Raw genomic sequence first — 19,340 nt, forward strand, 5'->3', positions numbered from 1 at the left:
AATTATTAGACTTTTAAAAACCTTTAGCTATTATTTAGTTGCATTAAAAATCGTATATCAAATATAACGAAATAATGTAAGAAAATGAATTAAATCCCACAAAAATAAAGTTGCTTTTTTCATTTTAAAAACACATTAAAATTACATAAACAACTGATTATCATTAAAATAAATAGCAAATGTTAAGGATGTGTTAAAAAAATTATTATATTAGCTTACACTAACCAACCAGCCAACCAAAATGAAAAAAAAAAAACCAACTCACTATGAGTTCATGAGAGTTCTTGATTTTCTCACTTTATTAGGATTAATATGTTTTATAACTCTATTTGTGAACTCTATTTTAGATCTTGCAACTTCTTTTAAATCGGAAGTTTACTCAAGTATGCTTACTCAGTTTAAGTTTTACCCAAAATAATTAAAATTCAATTTTTTAAGATTATAAGACACCTTAATATTAATCATCATTCTTTATTTTTAGAATCAATGATTATTGTAACAGGTCCATCATTTAGCAATTCAACTTTCATATCTGCACCAAATTCACCTGTTTGAACTTGTTTTCCTAAATCTAATTGGAATTGCTTTAAAAAAGCTTCATATAACGGAATTGCTATATCTGGTTTAGCAGCATTAATGTAGCTAGGCCTATTTCCTTTTTTTGTGGAAGCGTGAAGCGTGAATTGACTTACCACAATAGCATCGCCAGAAACGTCTAATAACGATAGATTCATGACATCATTTGCATCTCCAAATATGCGTAGATTGACAATTTTGTTTGATAGCCATTTTATGTCTTCATAATTGTCATCTTCAACAATTCCTAACAAGATTAAAAGGCCTTTATCAATAGAAGCAATTTTTGTTTCTTCAACAGAAACATTTGCTTTTAAAACACGTTGAATAACTACTTTCATTTATTCTCTTTCAAAATTATCAGTTCTGTAATGTTCGTCTTCTCCTTCTAAAATCTGTAAATAACTCCTGTATCTTGAAAAAGCTATCTCATTATTATCCAAAGCTTTTTTTACTGCACAATGAGGTTCCTGGATATGTAAACAGTTATTAAACTTGCAATGCTGCTTTAATTTAAAAAATTCGGGAAAATAATCGCCAACTTCTTCTTTATCCATATCAACCACACCAAACCCCTTTATTCCAGGTGTATCTATAATTTTGGCTCCAAAACTTAAATCAAACATTTCTGCAAAAGTGGTTGTATGTTGTCCTTGCATATGGAGTGTTGAAATTTCTTTTGTTTTAATATCTAAAGAAGGTTCTATAGAGTTAATTAAAGTAGATTTACCAACACCCGAGTGACCAGAAAACATGCTCACTTTGTCATGCATTAATGCTTTAACCTTTTCTAAATTTTTTCCATTAACTGCCGAAACCTCTATACATTCATACCCTATTTTTCTGTAAACATGTGCTAAATATTTAACTTCATTAAGGGCGTCATCATCGTAAGTATCGATTTTATTAAAAAGCAATACTATTCTTACGGAATAGGCATTTGCTGTGACTAAAAACCTATCAATAAAACTGGTTAAAGTTGGTGGATTATTAATAGTAATCATTAAAAAAACCTGATCAATATTTGCTGCAATAATGTGTGTTTGCTTAGATAAGTTAACCGATTTTCGAACAATATAATTGTTTCGATCATGAATATTATTAATAATTCCGGACACTTGATTATTATCAGTTTCCAACTCAAAATCTACAACATCTCCTACGGCAATTGGATTGGTGCTTTTAATTCCTTTTATCCTGAATTTACCTTTTATTCTACACTCATAAGTTTCTCCTAAATCGGTTTTTACAGTATACCAACTTCCTGTAGATTTATAAACAAGTCCTGTCATTCAATTTAATAGTTTCAATTTTACAAATTAACAACATTTCAATGTAACAAAAAGTCTAAATTTAAGTCTTAAACAAAAAATCCTTAAACAACATGAAAAAATTATTATTTATCACATTTTTTTTAGTTTCATTTATTGATGTTAAAGCTCAGGTAGAGTACAAAGTAGTAACTAGTGTTGAATCCATTGTTCCTAGTGGATTAGGCCGTTCAAGAATAATCAGTGCTAATGAGGATAAAAACTATAAAGATTTCACCTCAACACAAACCGAAGAGGATAACACTCGTAATAAATCTGATAGAAGCGAAATTAGAGTTAAGGATTTTGATGAAACCAAACTATTAAACTTTTACAACATTGGTGGTATTCGTTTCCAAAATATTGCTGCTAATGATGCTGTAATTGCTTCAAAAATTAACACAATGATAGAAGAAGGCTGGGAACTGGCTTTTGTTAACAGTGCTGTTGAAAGTGATGGCGGTAAAGATGACGGGCAAGGTATATTTATTACGCGCTATATTTTTAAAAGAAACAAGCAATAATAAAGACTAAAAAAAGCCTCACAAATGTGAGGCTTTTTTATGAAAATAATATTTTTTAGTATTTGTAGGCAACACCTTTCTTGATCGATTGTGAACCTCCCAATAAATTTGAATTTGCTCCTACTGTAGTTTTATCAGCTGTCAATAAAATAAAAGGGCAATCAAGTTCTGCCGCAGCCATTTTTAATTTTTTATCCGCTTTTCTGTCACCTGTATTACCTGTTTGAAAATTAATTAATCCTGTTTTTCCTCTAATTTCTTCCCCTTTTTTCAAACCAGCGATGTAACTTTTCTCTTCAAGTATAACTACATTTTGCCAACCATCTTTTCCACTTACATCAATTTTTTCAGTAATTTCTTCAACTCGTCCACTGGATCCATAAATAATTTTTTCTATGGCATATTTCCCTATAGTATTTTCAGCAACTTCGCCTTCATATACAAAATCTACGGTATATTCTTCAAGTCTAATAACTTTTCCTTCAACAGTTTCTCCATTATGCTTAAAGATTTTATCAACTTGTGCACTCATTAGTGTTGTAACTAACGTGAATACTAAAAATAAAGTTTTTTTCATGTCGTTTTCTTAAAATTTATGCAATTATACAAATTAAATGTTAATATTATGAATATAAATTTTAACTGTTAATAATTTTTTCTTGATGATTAATAGATTCTTGGTGAATGGCTTTAAACATTTTTAAAATAAACTCTTCACTTAATCCTTTAGATTCTCCTTCCAAAACCATTTTACCTAAAATTTCATTCCATCTTTTAGACTGTAACACTGCGACATTTTTTTGTTTTTTAAGCGCCCCAATTCCATCAGCTGCCTTCATACGCTTTCCTAATAATTCAATAATTTGATTATCAACAATATCAATCTGAGCTCTTAAATTATCTAAAGACTTATTATATTCAGTTTCAGGATCAGTTTCCTTTCTGATTTTTAAATCTTTCATAATTTGAACCAAAACTTTTGGCGTTACTTGTTGAGAAGCATCACTCCATGCATTATCAGGATCGTCATGTGTTTCAATCATTAATCCATCAAAATTTAAATCTAATGCTGTTTGAGATACATCAAAAATCATATCTCTTCTACCTGTAATATGCGATGGGTCGTTTATTATTGGTAAATCTGGGAATTTTGTTTGCAATTCTATAGCTAATTGCCATTCTGGGTTATTTCTGTATTTTGTTTTTTCATACGTTGAAAACCCTCTGTGTATAACACCTAATTTTTTAATATTAGCTTTAGCTAAACGTTCAATAGCACCTAACCATAATGACAAATCTGGGTTAACTGGATTTTTAACCAAAACAATTTTATCAGTTCCTTCTAAAGCATCTGCAATTTCCTGAACAATAAAAGGACTAACTGTTGAACGTGCTCCAACCCATAACAAATCCACATCATGCTCTAAAGCAAGTTTTACATGAGCTGCATTTGCAACTTCTGTTGCAATTTTCATTCCTGTTTCTGCCTTTACTTTTTGTAACCATTTCAATCCTAAGGCACCAACTCCTTCAAACATTCCTGGACGTGTTCTTGGTTTCCAAATACCTGCTCTAAAATAATTAACATCGGTATCTTTTAATTGATTTGCAATTCTTAATACTTGCTCTTCTGTTTCCGCACTGCAAGGTCCTGCAATTACTAACGGGTGACTTAATTTTAAGTCATCTAACCAGCTTCTTAACTCTTTCTTGTTTTCCATAATTTTAATGCTTAAGCAATTCCTTTTAATATCTCTTTTATGTAATTTGTGTTTTTCATCTCATTAAAAATTTCTTCGAAATTATCATCCTGCATTAAATTTTTAAAGTGAGTGAGGTTATTAATATACTCTTCTAATGTTTCAACAACATTGGCTTTATTTTGCTTAAAAATAGGAGCCCACATGGCTGGTGAACTTTTAGCTAATCTAACTGTTGAAGCAAATCCACTGCCGGCCATATCAAAAATATCACGTTCATTTTTTTCTTTTTCAATAACAGTTTTACCTAGCATAAAAGAACTTATATGTGATAAATGTGATACATATGCAATATGTTTATCATGAGCTTCCGGATTCATATATCTGATGCGCATACCCATTTCGGCGAATAACTTTAAAGCTTTTTCCTGAAGTTTAAAAGCAGTCTTTTCTACTTCACAAATAATATTGGCTTTATTTTGAAATAAACCGCTAATGGCTGCTTTTGGTCCAGAAAATTCGGTACCTGCAATAGGATGCATCGCTAAAAAATTTCTTCGTTTTGGATGATTTGTAGTCATTTTACAAATATCTAATTTTGTTGAACCTACGTCGGCAACCAAAGCATTATCTGGTATGGTATCAAGTATACTTAATATTAGATTTGTTGAAGCATCTACGGGAATTGAAAGAATAACTAAATCAGCATTTTTCAAATCGGCAAACTCTACTTTCTCATCGATAATTTTTAAAGCAAGAGCTTCTTCAAGATGAACCGGATTATAATCCAACCCATGAATGACAACATCTGGATTTAGCTTTTTTAAATCTAAAGCCATGCTTCCTCCAATTAATCCAACACCTATGATGTATACATTTTTCATCTGATTGTTTTTATTGTTTTAATAATATCGCATGCAATTTGCATGGAATTAATCTTTTCTATATTTGAATCTTTATGCTTCATTTTATTTAAATCTTGCAATTGCCTCTTCTAAAACTTCAGTGGTTGCACATAAAGAAAAACGAATATAGCCTTCTCCTTTACTTCCAAAAATAGTTCCTGGAGTTATGAATATATGATTATTATAAAGTACTGAATCTATAAATTCTTCTGATTTTAAACCTGATGGTAATTTTGCCCAAACAAATAATCCTGTTGCTTCTCTATCATAGGTACAATTTAAGGTATCTGCTAACTGCCACACCAAATCTCTGCGTTGCTTATAAACACTGTTTAAAGTAGAGAACCACATTTTTGTACACTTTAAAGCTTCAATGGCTCCTTTTTGAATTCCATAAAACATTCCGGAATCCATGTTGCTTTTCACTTTTAAAACATTACTTATATGCTTACTGTCTCCAATGACCATTCCTACGCGCCAACCAGCCATATTAAAAGTCTTACTTAAAGAGTTAAGCTCTAAACAAACTTCTTTTGCTCCAGGAACACTTAAAAGGCTTTGTTGCGTTTCGTTTAAAACAAAACTATAAGGATTATCATTTACAATTAAAATGTTATGTTTTTTACCAAAAGCTACTAACTCTTCAAATAAATACTTGCTTGGCATGGCTCCTGTTGGCATATGAGGATAGTTTACCCACATAATTTTCACCTTACTTAAATCTTTTTGAGACAAGGCTTTTAAATTTGGTGACCAATTATTTGCGGCATCCAATTCATAAAATACAGGTTTAGCACCAACTAATTTGGTAACGGATTCATAAGTCGGGTAACCTGGATTAGGAATTAAAACCTCATCGCCTTCATTTAAATAAGCCATTGAGATATGCATGATACCTTCTTTGCTACCCATTAATGGTAAAATCTCATTTGCCGGATTCAACGACACATTAAAGTGATCTTTATAAAATGCTGCCATGGTATCTCTCAATTCTGGCAAACCTTGATAGCTCTGATATTTATGTGCATTTGGATCTTGAAGACTATTTGTAATAGCTTCAATTACTTTTTGAGGCGGTGCCAAATCTGGGCTTCCAATTCCTAAATTTATAATTGGTTTCCCATTTGCAATAAGCAAATTAACTTCTCTCAATTTTTTTGAGAAATAGTATTCTTCAACAGTATGCAATCTGTTAGCTACTTCAATCATAACTTTGCATTTTTATATTCACCTAATATTTTAAGTCCTTGAGCCATAATATTTAATATTGATTTTGCTTTCACAAAATCAGTGTAATTTTCAAAGGTCACGTCAACAAAAAAAGAGTATTTCCAAGGAGTTTCAATAATTGGTAAAGATTGAATTTTTGTTAAATTCAACTTACAATCACTCATAACATTTAAAATCGTCGCTAAACTTCCTCTTTTATGATCTGTCTCAAATTTTAAAGAAGCCTTATTAATTTGATCTTCCGGGATTTCTGAATTTTGTCTTTTTACAATAGCAAACCTTGTTTCATTATGCTTGATGGTTTGAATGCTGTGTGCTAAAATATCCAACTCAAAAATATTTGCAGCCATAACACTTGCAATTGCTCCAATGTTCTTTAACTGGTGCTTATGGATTCTTTCGGCCACTTCTGCTGTATCCTTATCTTCAACCAATTTAACATGTGGATATGCCTTAAAGAAATCCATACATTGCAACAATGCCATAGGATGCGAATACACTTCTTTGATGTCATTAATATCCTGTCCGGGCAATGCCATTAGGTTATGCTGAATATCTAAATAATGCTCTCCAACAACGTGCAAATCATATTTATTTATTAAAGCGTAATTTGGAATGATAGACCCTGCAATAGAATTTTCTAACGCCATAATAACGGCATCACTTTCTTTGCTTATTAAGGATTCAACCACCTCATCAAATGTTAAACATTCAATGACTTCAACAGGTTTGTTAAAAAACTCCTGAGACACAATGTGATGGAATGATCCTTTTACTCCTTGTATGGCAACTGTTTTTATCATATATAAAAAAAGTCCCGATTTCCATCGAGACTTATATTCAAATTTATTTCTTATAAATTACACATACAAAGTCTCGATCTCTTTACTAAAAAAGAAATAAAAAAAATTGCTAAAATATGTGTAACCTAATGTTGTTTTCACGTGTTTATTATATTGTTTTTCAAAGGTCACATGCAACATCCAATTTATAATTCCTGATTTATTAAGAATTCATTACGGATGTTTCATAATGAGTGGCTAAAGTAAATAATATTTTAACAAATCAAAATTGTATAAAGATTTTTTTACAATAAATTTAAAAGTTTTAAAGAATTTAAGGCAAAGCTCCAAATAAATTATATAATCATTATTTTTGAACAAATAATTTTAATATGTCGATAGAAGTAAATGGTGTTTCAAAACTTTACGGAAGCCAAAAAGCTTTAAATAATATATCTTTTAAGGTTTCAAAACCAGAAATTGTTGGTTTTTTAGGACCAAATGGTGCCGGAAAATCAACTATGATGAAAATTTTGACCACTTTCATCAATGCTTCAGAAGGTTCTATTAAGGTAAACTCTTTTGATGTTAATGAAGATTCGAAAAATGTTCAAAAAAGTGTAGGCTATTTACCAGAAAATAATCCTTTGTATTTAGACATGTATATTAAAGAGTATTTAAACTTTAATGCACAGGTTTACAACGTTTCAAAAGAACGCATTAAAGAAGTTATTGAGCTTACTGGATTAACGCCTGAAGTACATAAAAAAATAGGACAACTCTCTAAAGGATATCGCCAGCGTGTTGGTTTAGCTTGCGCATTATTGCATGACCCTGATGTTTTAATTCTAGACGAACCCACAACTGGACTAGACCCAAACCAGTTGGTAGATATAAGAAACTTGATAAAAACTATAGGAAAAACTAAAACTGTGTTTTTATCAACACACATTATGCAGGAAGTGGAAGCTATGTGCGACCGCGTGATTATCATTAACAAAGGTGAAATTGTTGCCAATAAAAAATTGCAAGAATTACGTGATGGTGAGGAACAAACCGTTATTGTAGAGTTTGATTACAGAGTTGAAGATGCCTTTTTAAATAATTTACCTAAAGTCAAGAATGTAATAAATACTCATGGTTTTGTGTATGAAATCACCTTTAAAACGTCTGAAGATATGCGCCCTCATGTGTTTGATTTTGCACATGATAATAAACTTAAGATTTTACAATTGAATCAGAAAAATGCCAGTTTAGAAAGTTTGTTTAGAGATTTAACAAGTAAATAATCATTCAAAAATAAGACGTCCTTTATATTGTTCTTCTACCTCAACAATTGGTGGATGATTAACACAAATAACATCGCCAGTTCCTGAAATTTTACCTTTTATTTCCTGAATAGGATTCATAATCATATCGTTTGAACTTCTGTTCCATATGTTCACTTTTTGAGCGATAAGATTTCTTCCTTCAAACCTTGATGCTCCTGCTGCAAAAGTTACATTTAAATTATTTGTATTACCAGAAACATAGCAATTAGATAAATTATTAAACACCACATTGAAACTTATGTTATCTAGCTGCAACCTGAAATTCCCAACAGTAAATGTGTCTGGGGCATTATAATCTTCAGACAAAATAGTTAAACTTGGATATGTTAAAACTCCATTTGAACTTACATCATATTGTGTAGAACTTCTTATCTCGGTTATTTTTGGAGAGGTTACATATACTTTTGTAATGCCATAATCTCTCACATAATTACAGCTGTTATTATCAGTTAAAATCAATTTGCCATCAACCACAATAGCTTCTACATCGTTCATTAAATTTTTCCCTGTTTCTATCATTACTTTTTGAGTAATACCATCTTCTATGATTAATTCAACATCACGATTCACCAAAATTTTATCAAAGGCATCTAAACTTATTTCTTCCTGAATTATTTTTCCTGAGGTTTGAAAACAATCGCCTGCATTTTCACTATTACATGAAAAGAGAAAAAATATGAATACTATGTATATTATTTTTTTCATAATCTTACACCAACACCAAATTCGACAGCTTCGGCTTTGGCCGCATGTGCTTTCAAGGTTAAAGCTCCAAACCACTTATCACCAAAATAGCGTTTCAATCCAACTCTTATATAAGTTCTTCCTTCAAAATCAAACGGGTAATACACATAGTAGCCTAATTGGGTTACCAATGATATTCTATTTACAAACAATTCGTGTCCAACAAACAATCCAACTCGCTTATAGTCTTCATCTCCGCTGGTAGGTTCTTCTGGAAAAGAAACTGACCTGTAATAAATATATTCTTTTAAAAAATTAGAGAAAAACACGTCCGTTCCAAATTGTAAAGCGCTTTTTTGATTGATACGCTTATCGGCATAAGCAGACACTACATAAAATGGAAATTGCCCACTACCAACTATATCACTTTCATTAATGCCACTTCTAAAAACAAAATTATACTTTATAGGCTCTGTAAAATTTTTGTTGATTTCATTACTGTCAGCTACAATAAATTCTGGTTCTTCATTATTTAAATTGTAAGTCACTCCAAGATTAAGTGTTATTGAATTAATGCTGGTATTTGGAGCTTTTACGTTAGCGTTTGAATAATGAATCATTGAAAAACCTGCCTGTAAACCAAACTTATCAATAATTCGTTCCTTCTTAAAGTTGAGCATAACAAAAGTACTGCTCATAATTTTTGAACCAAAAGCATTGTTGCGGTAGTTGGTTTCTTTGTCGTAAGGATTAGTGGTTAATGCCAATCCCTGACCTATGCGAAACATTAAATTTCGTTTTAAAAAGTAAAAATTATAATGTGCATACAATGAATAATTATTCCCTAAAACATCATTTTTTAAATTCTGATAAGCAAACGAAAAACCATAATCCGGATAGTTAAAACGTTGTTCCCAAGCATTTTTTCCAAATGTTTTTTTGTTGTAACTTAATATAACACCTTCTGGATGGCCAGTTATTAAGTGCAGAATATCATTATTGTGTAAAGCAATATTTCCTTTAAAATAATTAATATCAAAATATGAACTTTCCTTATTTTCTTGGGAAAAAATTATATTGAACAAAAAACAAAAAACTCCAGTAAGAAATAGCCTCATTAACAGGTTGCTTGTGTCACAAAAATAAGAGATTAATTAAAATATTTGCGACGCAATAGCTTTTATATTATCACTTTTACCCATTGAATAATAATGCAACACCGGCACACCCGCTTTAAGCAGCTCTTGTGATTGCTTAACAGCCCATTCTATACCAACCTGACGTACTTGATTGTTGTCTTTGCATTTTTCAACTTCTTGAATTAACGTTTCAGGTATATCAATTTTAAAAACCTGAGGCAATAATTGTAAATGGCGTTTAACTGCAATAGGTTTTATTCCAGGAATGATTGGCACATTGATTCCTGCTTGTTTAGCTTTTTCAACAAACTCAAAGTACTTAGCATTATCAAAAAACATTTGTGTCACCACATAATTGGCTCCGGCATCAACTTTTTCTTTAAGACGTTTTAAATCGGTATTTAATGATGGTGCTTCTAAATGTTTTTCAGGATAACCAGCAACTCCAATACAAAAATTCGTTTTATAATCAGACTCCACAACATCATGTAAATATTTACCTCTATTTAAATCGCTCATTTGTTTTACAAGTTCAGAAGCATAGGTATGTCCTCCTTCAGCTGGTTCAAAATATTGCTGATGTTTCATAGCATCACCACGTAAAGCCATCACATTTTCAATACCTAAATAATGACAATCCACCAATACGTATTCTGTTTCCTCTTTTGTGAATCCACCACACAATACATGTGGTATAGTATCTACATTGTATTTATGTTTAATCGCAGCACAAATACCCACTGTGCCAGGACGCATACGCGTAATTTTTCTATCTAAAAGCCCTTGTCCTTTATCAATATACACATATTCTTCTCTAGAAGTGGTAACATCAATAAAAGGTGGGTTAAACTCCATTAAAGGATCTATGTTATCATATAATTCCTGAATATTTCTTCCCTTTTGAGGTGGTATAATTTCAAAAGAAAATAATGTTTTTCCGTTGGCTTTTTTTATGTGCTCTGTTACTTTCATTTACTGATCAGTATCTTTTTTAAATAATCATAATCTTCTTTGTACTCCCAATAAATCCATCTTCCATCAACATAATCTGTCAAAATATATTTTTCGCTTATAGATTTTATTCTCGAAATGGGGATAATTTTTTTAGAAAAAGTTTCTGAAGAAATTGGCTCCATCATTTCTTTGTTTTTACTATACCCATGAGATATGATATAACTACCCAATGTTAATTCTATAAATTTATCTTTCATTATATATACTTTTACTCTTCAGCAATATTTGGAAACAACCATTTTCTTGCTTTCTCGTTTGATATTCCTTTCCTAACTGCAAAATCGACAACCTGATCATCAGTTATTTTGCCTACTCCAAAATACTTCGCTTCAGGATTTCCAAAATAATACCCGGAAACTGCTGCTGCAGGCCACATAGCCAAACTCTCAGTTAAGGTTACACCAATAATTTTTTCAACTTCCAACAAGTCCCAAATGGTTTCTTTTTCTAAGTGGTCCGGACATGCTGGATACCCTGGCGCTGGACGAATGCCTTTATAGCTTTCTTTGATTAAATCTTCATTTGAAAGTATTTCGTCTGCAGCATAGCCCCAATGCTTTGTTCTTACTTGTTTATGCAAATATTCTGCAAGTGCTTCAGCAAATCTGTCTGCTATGGCCTGTGCCATAATAGCACTATAATCATCCTCTTTTTTTCTGTAACTATCCGCTAACTCTTGAGCACCAAAAATAGCTACACAAAATGCACCCATATAATCTGTAAGACCCGTTTCTTTTGGTGCAACAAAATCTGCTAAAGCCATATTTGGAATACCTTCTCTTTTACTTAATTGCTGACGCAACGTTCTGAAAACTGCTATTTCTTTTCCTTTTTTCTGAATAGAAATATCATCCTCATGAATAGTATTGGCTTCAAACAAACCAAAAACAGCTTTTGGTTTTAATAATTGCCTCGCTATAATGTCATTAATCATAGCTTGTGCTTCTTTATACATAATGGTTGCCTGTTCTCCAACCATTTCATCTGTTAAGATATCTGGAAATTTACCGTGTAAGTCCCAACTTCTAAAAAAAGGGCTCCAATCAATATATGGCACTAATTCTTTTAAACTCAACTGTTTTAAAACTTGAACGCCTAATTCATTTGGCTTAGAAATATTGGTGGTATTCCAGTCAATTTTATATTTCCTTTTTCTTGCCTCTAGGATTGAAATATATTCTTTTGTTTTCCCTCGTTTTAAAAATTTTTCACGAAAAACATCATAATCTTTCTTCATTGCAGCAACGTATGCATTTGCTGATTTTTTGTTTAACAAATCGCCCACAACCGTTACAGCTCTTGAAGCATCATTAACATGGACCACTGCATTTTTATATTGTGTATCAATTTTAACAGCAGTATGAGCTTTGGATGTTGTAGCACCACCAATTAGCAAGGGAATTGAAAAGTTTTGTCGTTCCATTTCCTTGGCTAAATACACCATTTCATCAAGTGACGGCGTTATTAATCCAGACAATCCAATGATGTCTACATTTTCTTTTTTAGCGGTTTCAATAATTTTTTCGGGTGGCACCATAACACCCAAATCCACTATTTCATAATTATTACAAGCCAAAACTACGCTCACAATATTTTTACCGATATCATGCACATCACCTTTTACGGTTGCCATTAATACTTTTCCAATGGCCTCTTGTTTATCTCCTTTTTCTGCTTCAATAAACGGGTTTAAGTAAGCCACAGCTTTTTTCATTACCCTAGCAGATTTAACCACTTGTGGCAAGAACATTTTACCTGCTCCAAACAAATCGCCAACCACGTTCATTCCAATCATTAAATGACCTTCAATAACATCAATAGGCTTTTCTGCATGTAATCTGGCTTCTTCTACATCTTCTATTATAAAAGCATCAATACCCTTTACTAAAGCATGAGTTATTCTATCTTGAATTGAGTTTTCTCTCCAAGATAAATCTACACCTTTTTCAACTTTTGAACCTTTGACCGTTTCAGCAAAATCCAGCAAACGCTCTGTAGCATCCTCTCTTCTATCTAAAACAACGTCTTCAACACGCTCCAATAAATCCTTTGGAATGTCATCATAAACCTCTAAAAGAGCAGGATTTACAATCCCCATATTCATACCAGCTTGAATCGCGTGATATAAAAATACTGAATGCATGGCTTCACGAACGCCATCATTTCCTCTAAAAGAAAACGATACATTACTTACTCCTCCACTAACGCTTACATTTGGTAAATTTTGACGCACCCATCGTGTGGCTTCGATAAAATCGATGGCATTTCTACGGTGTTCTTCCATACCGGTCGCCACAGGAAATATGTTTAAATCGAAAATAATATCTTCTGAAGGAAAGCCAACTTGATTAACCAATATATCGTATGAACGTTTTGTGATTTCAATTCTACGTTCATAATTATCGGCTTGCCCAACCTCATCAAAAGCCATCACAATCACAGCAGCGCCGTAACGTTTGATTTGTTTTGCCTCCCAAATAAACTTGTCTTCACCTTCTTTTAAAGAAATGGAATTTACCACGCACTTACCTTGTACTACTTGAAGTCCTGCCTCGATAATTTCCCATTTTGAACTATCAATCATGATTGGAACTCTGGAAATATCTGGTTCGGCAGCGATTAAATTAAGAAAACGCACCATGGATTCTTTACCATCAATAAGACCGTCGTCCATATTGATATCGATAATTTGAGCACCACCATCCACTTGATGACGAGCAATATCTAAAGCTTCATCGAATTTTTCGTCTTTAATCAATCTTAAAAACTTTCGCGATCCTGCAACATTAGTACGTTCACCAACGTTAACAAAGTTGCTGTTTTCGTTAAGGACTAGAGGTTCTAGTCCTGAAAGTTTCATATATTTTTCTTGCTTAATTTTCATTCTTTTTAAATTGCAGTTTGCAAGATTTTTCTAGGTTTATATTTTGCTGCTATGTCTGCAATAACCTTTATGTGTTCAGGAGTTGTTCCACAACAACCACCAATAATATTAATTAAATCTTTTTTTAGATATTCTTCTATCTGTTCGCCCATATCTTGAGGTGATTCATCATACTCTCCAAAAGCATTTGGCAAGCCTGCGTTAGGATGGGCAGAAATAGCAAAATCTGTTTTATTGGCTATTGCTTCTAAATGAGGCTGCAATAAATTAGCCCCTAAAGCACAATTAAAACCTACTGATAACAATGGAATATGCGATACCGAAATTAAAAAAGCTTCAGCTGTTTGTCCAGAAAGTGTACGACCACTAGCATCGGTTATAGTTCCGCTTAACATAACAGGTATATCTATATGTCGTTCTTCTTTTACTTCTTCAATAGCAAACAATGCAGCTTTAGCATTTAGGGTATCAAAAACGGTTTCAACCAATAACAAATCGACACCACCATCAATTAAGGCTTCAACTTGTTGTTTGTAAGCAATACGTAGTTCATCAAAAGAAATGGCTCTAAATCCAGGGTCATTTACATCGGGAGACATACTAGCCGTTTTGTTAGTAGGTCCAATGGAACCAGCCACAAAACGTGGTTTATTTGGTTCTCTCTTTGTGAATTCATCGGCTACTTCTCTAGCAATTTTAGCTGACTGATAGTTAAGTTCATACACTAAGTCTTCCATATGATAGTCGGCCATGGCAATAGTAGTTCCAGAAAATGTATTGGTTTCTACTATATCTGCTCCAGCTTCAAAATATTTTGCATGTACCTCTTTTATAGCTTGTGGCTGAGTAATGGAAAGTAAATCGTTATTGCCTTGTAATGATGAAGGATAATCTTTAAAGCGTTCTCCACGAAAATCTGCTTCTGTAAATTTATAACGTTGAAGCATAGTACCCATGGCACCATCGAGCACCAAAATACGATCTTGTAAAGCCTGTTTAATTTTTGACATTTTGAAATTAATTTATATCAATATGTCATCAAGAAAAGCAAAAAAACTTTTCGTTATCTTTCCAATATCCCTTAAGAATATTAGTAGAACGTAGCACCTTCTTTACACGATAAAGGGTTGCCAAGGCTTCAACGGGTCTATTCCCTCTACCTTTCTTGATAACAATATTAATACGTTTATGAACTAGCGAACAAAAGTAATAACTATTTTTTTGTTAACCTTATAATTTTAAAACCTTTTTATAATTCAATATCTTGAATTCGAACTTCCCTAATATCTTCTACTAATTGTCTTAACATATTATCATTGTCATATGCCATCAAAAACTCATCGCTTATTTTAAACAACTGACGGCATGACAGATCTAATCGTTTTCTTAATATAAGGAGTCGTTCTGAGGATATTTTTTTGTTTATCTCTTCAAGGTTATTAAAACTAAATTTAAATTCTTCCTTTTTTAATTCAAATTCTGTTTCATCATCATTTACACTTTTAAAACCAATAGATTCAGCGACTTTTTTTGAATTTTCATAACAATTAGCAGAAAAATCATATTTGATAGTTATTCTTTGAGTATCTCTTGGTGAACAATAATAATCACAAAATATATATGGCATAATTGCTTCTTTTAGGGCTTTGGTCAAATAGCCCCTCTTTCTCTCATTTTCTAAAACATACCAATGCAAGTTAGATTCAGTATCATGTACAGCTCCAACATATTTATTTTCTTCATTTCTAATGAAAAAAAATGTTTCAGAAAGAGAAGAAATACTTATATCTTTATTTAATTTAGGTTCTTCATCCCATACTCTTGCAACATCAACTAAACTAGATATTTGGCGAATAAAAATCGTTTCATCTCCTTTTTTATTATTAAGTCTATCAATGTACTCCTTGATTTTTTTGTCTGTCATTTTCAAACTTAACTTAAATTTTTATTGTAAAACTACTCGAAAAGTGATGAGGATAAATACCTATCACCTCTATCACAAATAACAGCAACAATAACACCTTCATCAATAGATTCTGCAATTTTTACTGCACTGTAAACAGAACCTCCACTACTCATGCCAGCAAATACGCCTTCTTCTTTAGCCAACCGTTGCGTCATGGTTTTTGCATCTTGTTCATTTAATTCAATAACCTCATCAACTTTTGATCTATCAAAAAACTTTGGCACATAATCTGGCGTCCATTTTCTAATACCTGGTATTTTAGCTCCATCTTCTGGTTGGGCACCAACGATAACAATATTTTTATTTTTTTCTTTTAAATAGGTTGAAACACCCATAATGGTCCCTGTAGTTCCCATAGCCGACACGAAATGAGTTACTTTTCCATCAGTATCTCTCCAAATTTCTGGTCCCGTAGTTTTGTAATGGGCTTTCCAGTTATCATCATTCTCAAACTGGTTTAACAAGGCATATCCTTTTTCATCTCTTAATTGAAATGCTAAATCCCTTGAACCTTCAATTCCTGCATCAGCTGGTGTTAAAATTACCTCAGCACCATAAGCACGCATCGTTTTAACGCGTTCTTCGGTTGAATTCTCAGGCATTATCAAGACCATATTCAAGCCTAATAGTTGAGCAATAAAGGCCAATGCAATTCCAGTATTTCCACTTGTGGCCTCAACTAAATAATCACCTTGCTTAACATCCCCTCTTTTTAAAGCTTCATTAATCATGTTGAAAGCTGCACGATCTTTAACACTTCCTCCAGGATTATTACCTTCAAGTTTTAAGTAGAGTTTAACACCTTTTTTTGAAACAAGATGAGATACCTCAACAAGGGGTGTATTTCCAATTTGATCTAATATACCTTTAACTGATGCCATTTTTTTTAGGTCTTATTTTGATTTCTGTTTGATATGTAACCAAAGAATTTTCTGGTACCGACTGAGTAATCCAAACATTGGCTCCAATAGTGCTGTTTGCCCCTATTACAATGTCTCCTCCTAAAATGGTTGCATTGGCATAGATAGTCACATTATCCTCTATTGTTGGATGTCGTTTTGTTGACTGCATTTCCTTTTTTACTTGAAGACCACCAAGTGTTACACCTTGAAAAATTTTTACGTTGCTTTTAATGATAGATGTTTCTCCAATAACAATTCCTGTTCCATGATCGACAAAAAAAGAGTCTCCAATAGTTGCTCCCGGATGAATATCAATACCCGTAATACCATGTACATATTCACTCATCATACGTGGAAGAATAGGTACTTTTAAAAGAAACAATTGATGGCTCAACCTATAAATTGAAATGGCGTAAAACCCTGGATATGCCAGATAAACCTCCTCAATACATGTTGATGCTGGGTCATTCTTTAAAAATGATTCAGCATCTAAATTTAATTTCTTTCTAATTGTTAAAAATTCATTTTGAAAATCATTCCAAATATTTTCACCATTTTCAATAGCTAGTTTTGAGGTGATTTCTAAAAAAGTTTCTTTTAAATAAGTTGTTTCTTCTTCTTGCTCATCAAATAAATTATAGAATAATCGTTTTGTGAACGGTTTTATTAGCTCCTTTAAGCGGATATTATAATTCTTCATTACCAAGTAGTCTCATTAGGTGAGCTAAAATTACATAATAAAAGTTATTTATTATATAGATTGGACTACCGCTTTTGGAGCTTCTTTACGTGTACCATCAAAACCATCAATGCCACTTACAGTTGTATATTTTAAAACGTATTTTTTACCTGGATTGATGATTCTGTAAGCTGCTTGACACATAAGTGTAGCTTCATGAAATCCACAAAGAATTAATTTTAGCTTTTCTGGATAGGTATTCACATCACCAATAGCAAAAATTCCGGGAATATTGGTTTGATAATTTAAGGTGTTATCCACTTTAATGGCATTCTTTTCAATTTCCAATCCCCAATCTCCAATAGGCCCTAATTTAGGAGACAACCCAAATAATGGAATAAAATGATCAACTCCTAATAATATTTTTTCATCACCTTTATTAATTGTAACTCCTTCTAATTTAGTATTTCCATGTAAAGCTGTGACCTCAGCAGGTGTAATCAGGTTAATTTTTCCAGAATCTTTTAACTCACTTACTTTTTCAACCGAATCTAAAGCACCTCTAAACTCATTTCTTCTGTGAATTAAAGTAACTTCTGAAGCAACATCTGCTAAAAAAATACTCCAATCCAATGCGGAATCACCACCACCAGAAATAACGACCTTTTTATTTCTATAAACTTCAGGGTCTTTTATAAAATATTCAACACCTTTATCTTCATAGTAAGCTACGTTATCAATTAAAGGCTTTCTTGGTTCAAAAGAGCCTAAACCACCTGCAATAGCAACTACTGGGGCATGATGCTGTGTGCCTTTATTAGTTGTTACTATAAATGTTCCGTCTTCTAACTTTTCTATGGTTTCTGCACGTTCTCCTAAAGTGAAACCAGGCTCAAACTGTTTACCTTGTTCTAAAAGATTTTTAGTTAAATCGCCTGCCAATATTTCCGGAAATCCAGGAATATCATAAATAGGTTTTTTAGGATATATTTCTGAGCATTGCCCTCCCGGTTGTGGTAGTGCATCAATTAGATGACACTTAAGTTTCAGTAGTCCCGCTTCAAAAACCGTGAATAACCCAGTGGGTCCTGCTCCTATAATTAGTATATCTGTCTTAATCATTTTTAGCTTCTTTTTTTTCAATTAATCCTTTAGTGAATTCATTAAGTGTTTCCACTTTTTGTTCAAAATCACCTTTAATTGTTTTTCTATATTCATTTAAGTTTTTCACCAAATCATCTACATTCTCTGGAATTACATCCTCAAAAAACTGTCTTAATCGTTTAGCTGTAGTAGGCGATTTCCCATTGGTTGAAATTGCCACTTTTACATTTCCCTTTGTAACAATTCCTCCCATATAAAAATCGCAATAAGGTGGATTATCAGCAACATTTACTAATATTCCTCTTTTTCTGCAATGCTCATATATTTTTACATTGATTTTAGAGACATCGGTTGTTGCAATAACTATGTGTTTTCCTTTTAAAAAGCGTTTGTTATAAAGTCGTTTTATTAATTTAACATCTCCTTTTTTTGCTAATTCTATAGTGCCTACTCTAAACATAGGAGATACCATAGTAACTTTTGCATCTGGACTTGACTTTAAAAGAAAAGATAATTTTTCTTCAGCAACATGACCTCCACCTACTATAAGTACTTTTAAATTGTTGAGTTTTAAAAAAACCGGATATAGGTTATTTCTTTCCATTCAAAA

General features: G+C 32.2%; 20 protein-coding genes and 1 riboswitch. Of the genes, 2 read left to right on the top strand and 18 right to left on the bottom strand.

Features of this window, described 5'->3' with window-relative positions; all coding sequences use genetic code 11:
* Positions 1–464: 464 nt before the first annotated feature.
* A complete protein-coding gene (gene dtd / locus V8G69_RS05695) occupies positions 465–917 on the bottom strand; it encodes a D-aminoacyl-tRNA deacylase (RefSeq protein WP_394880858.1) in 453 nt (150 codons plus the stop codon).
* Positions 918–1,868, bottom strand: coding sequence for a ribosome small subunit-dependent GTPase A (gene rsgA, locus V8G69_RS05700; RefSeq protein ID WP_394880859.1), 951 nt, complete (start codon positions 1,866–1,868; stop codon positions 918–920).
* Between the two features lie 92 nt (positions 1,869–1,960).
* On the opposite strand from rsgA, the gene V8G69_RS05705 reads away from it, so the two are divergent.
* Entirely contained in the window at positions 1,961–2,410 is a 450-nt protein-coding gene (locus V8G69_RS05705; RefSeq protein WP_394880860.1) for a hypothetical protein, read from the top strand.
* A gap of 55 nt (positions 2,411–2,465) precedes the next feature.
* Here V8G69_RS05705 and V8G69_RS05710 read toward each other — a convergent pair whose 3' ends face one another.
* The 5 genes from V8G69_RS05710 to V8G69_RS05730 form a co-directional block, all read right to left on the bottom strand.
* Positions 2,466–2,987 (bottom strand): hypothetical protein, encoded by a 522-nt coding sequence (locus V8G69_RS05710; protein ID WP_394880861.1) that lies wholly within the window; start codon positions 2,985–2,987, stop codon positions 2,466–2,468.
* 61 nt (positions 2,988–3,048) lie between these two features.
* Entirely contained in the window at positions 3,049–4,131 is a 1,083-nt protein-coding gene (locus V8G69_RS05715; protein WP_394880862.1) for a chorismate mutase, read from the bottom strand.
* Between the two features lie 11 nt (positions 4,132–4,142).
* Positions 4,143–4,994, bottom strand: coding sequence for a prephenate dehydrogenase (locus V8G69_RS05720; protein ID WP_394880863.1), 852 nt, complete (start codon positions 4,992–4,994; stop codon positions 4,143–4,145).
* A gap of 84 nt (positions 4,995–5,078) precedes the next feature.
* Positions 5,079–6,224 (bottom strand): pyridoxal phosphate-dependent aminotransferase, encoded by a 1,146-nt coding sequence (locus V8G69_RS05725; RefSeq protein WP_394880864.1) that lies wholly within the window; start codon positions 6,222–6,224, stop codon positions 5,079–5,081.
* On the bottom strand, positions 6,221–7,048 hold the full coding sequence (locus V8G69_RS05730; RefSeq protein WP_394880865.1) for a prephenate dehydratase: 828 nt from the start codon (positions 7,046–7,048) through the stop codon (positions 6,221–6,223). Before V8G69_RS05730 ends, V8G69_RS05725 begins: the two co-directional genes overlap by 4 nt.
* 371 nt (positions 7,049–7,419) lie before the next feature.
* Here V8G69_RS05730 and gldA point away from each other — a divergent pair, with 371 nt between their 5' ends.
* On the top strand, positions 7,420–8,316 hold the full coding sequence (gene gldA / locus V8G69_RS05735; protein ID WP_394880866.1) for a gliding motility-associated ABC transporter ATP-binding subunit GldA: 897 nt from the start codon (positions 7,420–7,422) through the stop codon (positions 8,314–8,316).
* Here gldA and V8G69_RS05740 read toward each other — a convergent pair whose 3' ends face one another.
* The 11 genes from V8G69_RS05740 to V8G69_RS05790 form a co-directional block, all read right to left on the bottom strand.
* On the bottom strand, positions 8,317–9,063 hold the full coding sequence (locus V8G69_RS05740) for a head GIN domain-containing protein (RefSeq protein WP_394880867.1): 747 nt from the start codon (positions 9,061–9,063) through the stop codon (positions 8,317–8,319).
* A complete protein-coding gene (locus V8G69_RS05745; protein WP_394880868.1) occupies positions 9,060–10,160 on the bottom strand; it encodes an acyloxyacyl hydrolase in 1,101 nt (366 codons plus the stop codon). The genes V8G69_RS05740 and V8G69_RS05745 overlap by 4 nt, the downstream gene beginning before the upstream one ends.
* A gap of 36 nt (positions 10,161–10,196) precedes the next feature.
* The gene (gene metF / locus V8G69_RS05750) at positions 10,197–11,153 is read right to left on the bottom strand and encodes a methylenetetrahydrofolate reductase [NAD(P)H] (RefSeq protein WP_394880869.1); all 957 of its coding nucleotides are present in this window, start codon (positions 11,151–11,153) and stop codon (positions 10,197–10,199) included.
* On the bottom strand, positions 11,150–11,392 hold the full coding sequence (locus tag V8G69_RS05755) for a hypothetical protein (protein WP_394880870.1): 243 nt from the start codon (positions 11,390–11,392) through the stop codon (positions 11,150–11,152). Before V8G69_RS05755 ends, metF begins: the two co-directional genes overlap by 4 nt.
* A gap of 11 nt (positions 11,393–11,403) precedes the next feature.
* A complete protein-coding gene (gene metH, locus V8G69_RS05760) occupies positions 11,404–14,079 on the bottom strand; it encodes a methionine synthase (protein WP_394880871.1) in 2,676 nt (891 codons plus the stop codon).
* 5 nt (positions 14,080–14,084) lie between these two features.
* Positions 14,085–15,089 carry a homocysteine S-methyltransferase family protein gene (locus V8G69_RS05765; RefSeq protein WP_394880872.1) on the bottom strand — a complete coding sequence of 335 codons (1,005 nt, stop codon included), beginning with the start codon at positions 15,087–15,089 and terminating at the stop codon, positions 14,085–14,087.
* A 50-nt stretch (positions 15,090–15,139) separates the two neighbouring features.
* Positions 15,140–15,254, bottom strand: a riboswitch (SAM riboswitch).
* 74 nt (positions 15,255–15,328) lie between these two features.
* Complete coding sequence (locus V8G69_RS05770) at positions 15,329–16,003, bottom strand: hypothetical protein (protein ID WP_394880873.1); 675 nt, start codon at positions 16,001–16,003, stop codon at positions 15,329–15,331.
* 32 nt (positions 16,004–16,035) lie between these two features.
* Positions 16,036–16,926 carry a cysteine synthase CysM gene (cysM, locus tag V8G69_RS05775; RefSeq protein ID WP_394880874.1) on the bottom strand — a complete coding sequence of 297 codons (891 nt, stop codon included), beginning with the start codon at positions 16,924–16,926 and terminating at the stop codon, positions 16,036–16,038.
* Positions 16,913–17,647 (bottom strand): serine O-acetyltransferase EpsC, encoded by a 735-nt coding sequence (gene epsC, locus V8G69_RS05780; RefSeq protein ID WP_394880875.1) that lies wholly within the window; start codon positions 17,645–17,647, stop codon positions 16,913–16,915. The genes cysM and epsC overlap by 14 nt, the downstream gene beginning before the upstream one ends.
* A gap of 51 nt (positions 17,648–17,698) precedes the next feature.
* Positions 17,699–18,748, bottom strand: a complete 1,050-nt coding sequence (locus V8G69_RS05785) for an NAD(P)/FAD-dependent oxidoreductase (protein WP_394880876.1) — start codon at positions 18,746–18,748, stop codon at positions 17,699–17,701.
* Positions 18,741–19,334 (bottom strand): bifunctional precorrin-2 dehydrogenase/sirohydrochlorin ferrochelatase, encoded by a 594-nt coding sequence (locus V8G69_RS05790; RefSeq protein ID WP_394880877.1) that lies wholly within the window; start codon positions 19,332–19,334, stop codon positions 18,741–18,743. Before V8G69_RS05790 ends, V8G69_RS05785 begins: the two co-directional genes overlap by 8 nt.
* Between the last annotated feature and the right edge of the window lie 6 nt (positions 19,335–19,340).

Source organism: Gaetbulibacter sp. M235, assembly GCF_043876835.1.
Taxonomy (GTDB): Bacteria; Bacteroidota; Bacteroidia; order Flavobacteriales; family Flavobacteriaceae; genus Yeosuana.

Excerpts from the sequence above, each read along its gene's own strand:
- dtd (WP_394880858.1), bottom strand. The coding sequence starts at position 917 with ATGAAAGTAGTTATTCAACGTGTTTTAAAAGCAAATGTTTCTGTTGAA.
- rsgA (WP_394880859.1), bottom strand. The coding sequence starts at position 1,868 with ATGACAGGACTTGTTTATAAATCTACAGGAAGTTGGTATACTGTAAAA.
- V8G69_RS05705 (WP_394880860.1), top strand. The coding sequence starts at position 1,961 with ATGAAAAAATTATTATTTATCACATTTTTTTTAGTTTCATTTATTGAT.
- V8G69_RS05710 (WP_394880861.1), bottom strand. The coding sequence starts at position 2,987 with ATGAAAAAAACTTTATTTTTAGTATTCACGTTAGTTACAACACTAATG.
- V8G69_RS05715 (WP_394880862.1), bottom strand. The coding sequence starts at position 4,131 with ATGGAAAACAAGAAAGAGTTAAGAAGCTGGTTAGATGACTTAAAATTA.
- V8G69_RS05720 (WP_394880863.1), bottom strand. The coding sequence starts at position 4,994 with ATGAAAAATGTATACATCATAGGTGTTGGATTAATTGGAGGAAGCATG.
- V8G69_RS05725 (WP_394880864.1), bottom strand. The coding sequence starts at position 6,224 with ATGATTGAAGTAGCTAACAGATTGCATACTGTTGAAGAATACTATTTC.
- V8G69_RS05730 (WP_394880865.1), bottom strand. The coding sequence starts at position 7,048 with ATGATAAAAACAGTTGCCATACAAGGAGTAAAAGGATCATTCCATCAC.
- gldA (WP_394880866.1), top strand. The coding sequence starts at position 7,420 with ATGTCGATAGAAGTAAATGGTGTTTCAAAACTTTACGGAAGCCAAAAA.
- V8G69_RS05740 (WP_394880867.1), bottom strand. The coding sequence starts at position 9,063 with ATGAAAAAAATAATATACATAGTATTCATATTTTTTCTCTTTTCATGT.
- V8G69_RS05745 (WP_394880868.1), bottom strand. The coding sequence starts at position 10,160 with ATGAGGCTATTTCTTACTGGAGTTTTTTGTTTTTTGTTCAATATAATT.
- metF (WP_394880869.1), bottom strand. The coding sequence starts at position 11,153 with ATGAAAGTAACAGAGCACATAAAAAAAGCCAACGGAAAAACATTATTT.
- V8G69_RS05755 (WP_394880870.1), bottom strand. The coding sequence starts at position 11,392 with ATGAAAGATAAATTTATAGAATTAACATTGGGTAGTTATATCATATCT.
- metH (WP_394880871.1), bottom strand. The coding sequence starts at position 14,079 with ATGAAAATTAAGCAAGAAAAATATATGAAACTTTCAGGACTAGAACCT.
- V8G69_RS05765 (WP_394880872.1), bottom strand. The coding sequence starts at position 15,089 with ATGTCAAAAATTAAACAGGCTTTACAAGATCGTATTTTGGTGCTCGAT.
- V8G69_RS05770 (WP_394880873.1), bottom strand. The coding sequence starts at position 16,003 with ATGACAGACAAAAAAATCAAGGAGTACATTGATAGACTTAATAATAAA.
- cysM (WP_394880874.1), bottom strand. The coding sequence starts at position 16,926 with ATGGCATCAGTTAAAGGTATATTAGATCAAATTGGAAATACACCCCTT.
- epsC (WP_394880875.1), bottom strand. The coding sequence starts at position 17,647 with ATGAAGAATTATAATATCCGCTTAAAGGAGCTAATAAAACCGTTCACA.
- V8G69_RS05785 (WP_394880876.1), bottom strand. The coding sequence starts at position 18,748 with ATGATTAAGACAGATATACTAATTATAGGAGCAGGACCCACTGGGTTA.
- V8G69_RS05790 (WP_394880877.1), bottom strand. The coding sequence starts at position 19,334 with ATGGAAAGAAATAACCTATATCCGGTTTTTTTAAAACTCAACAATTTA.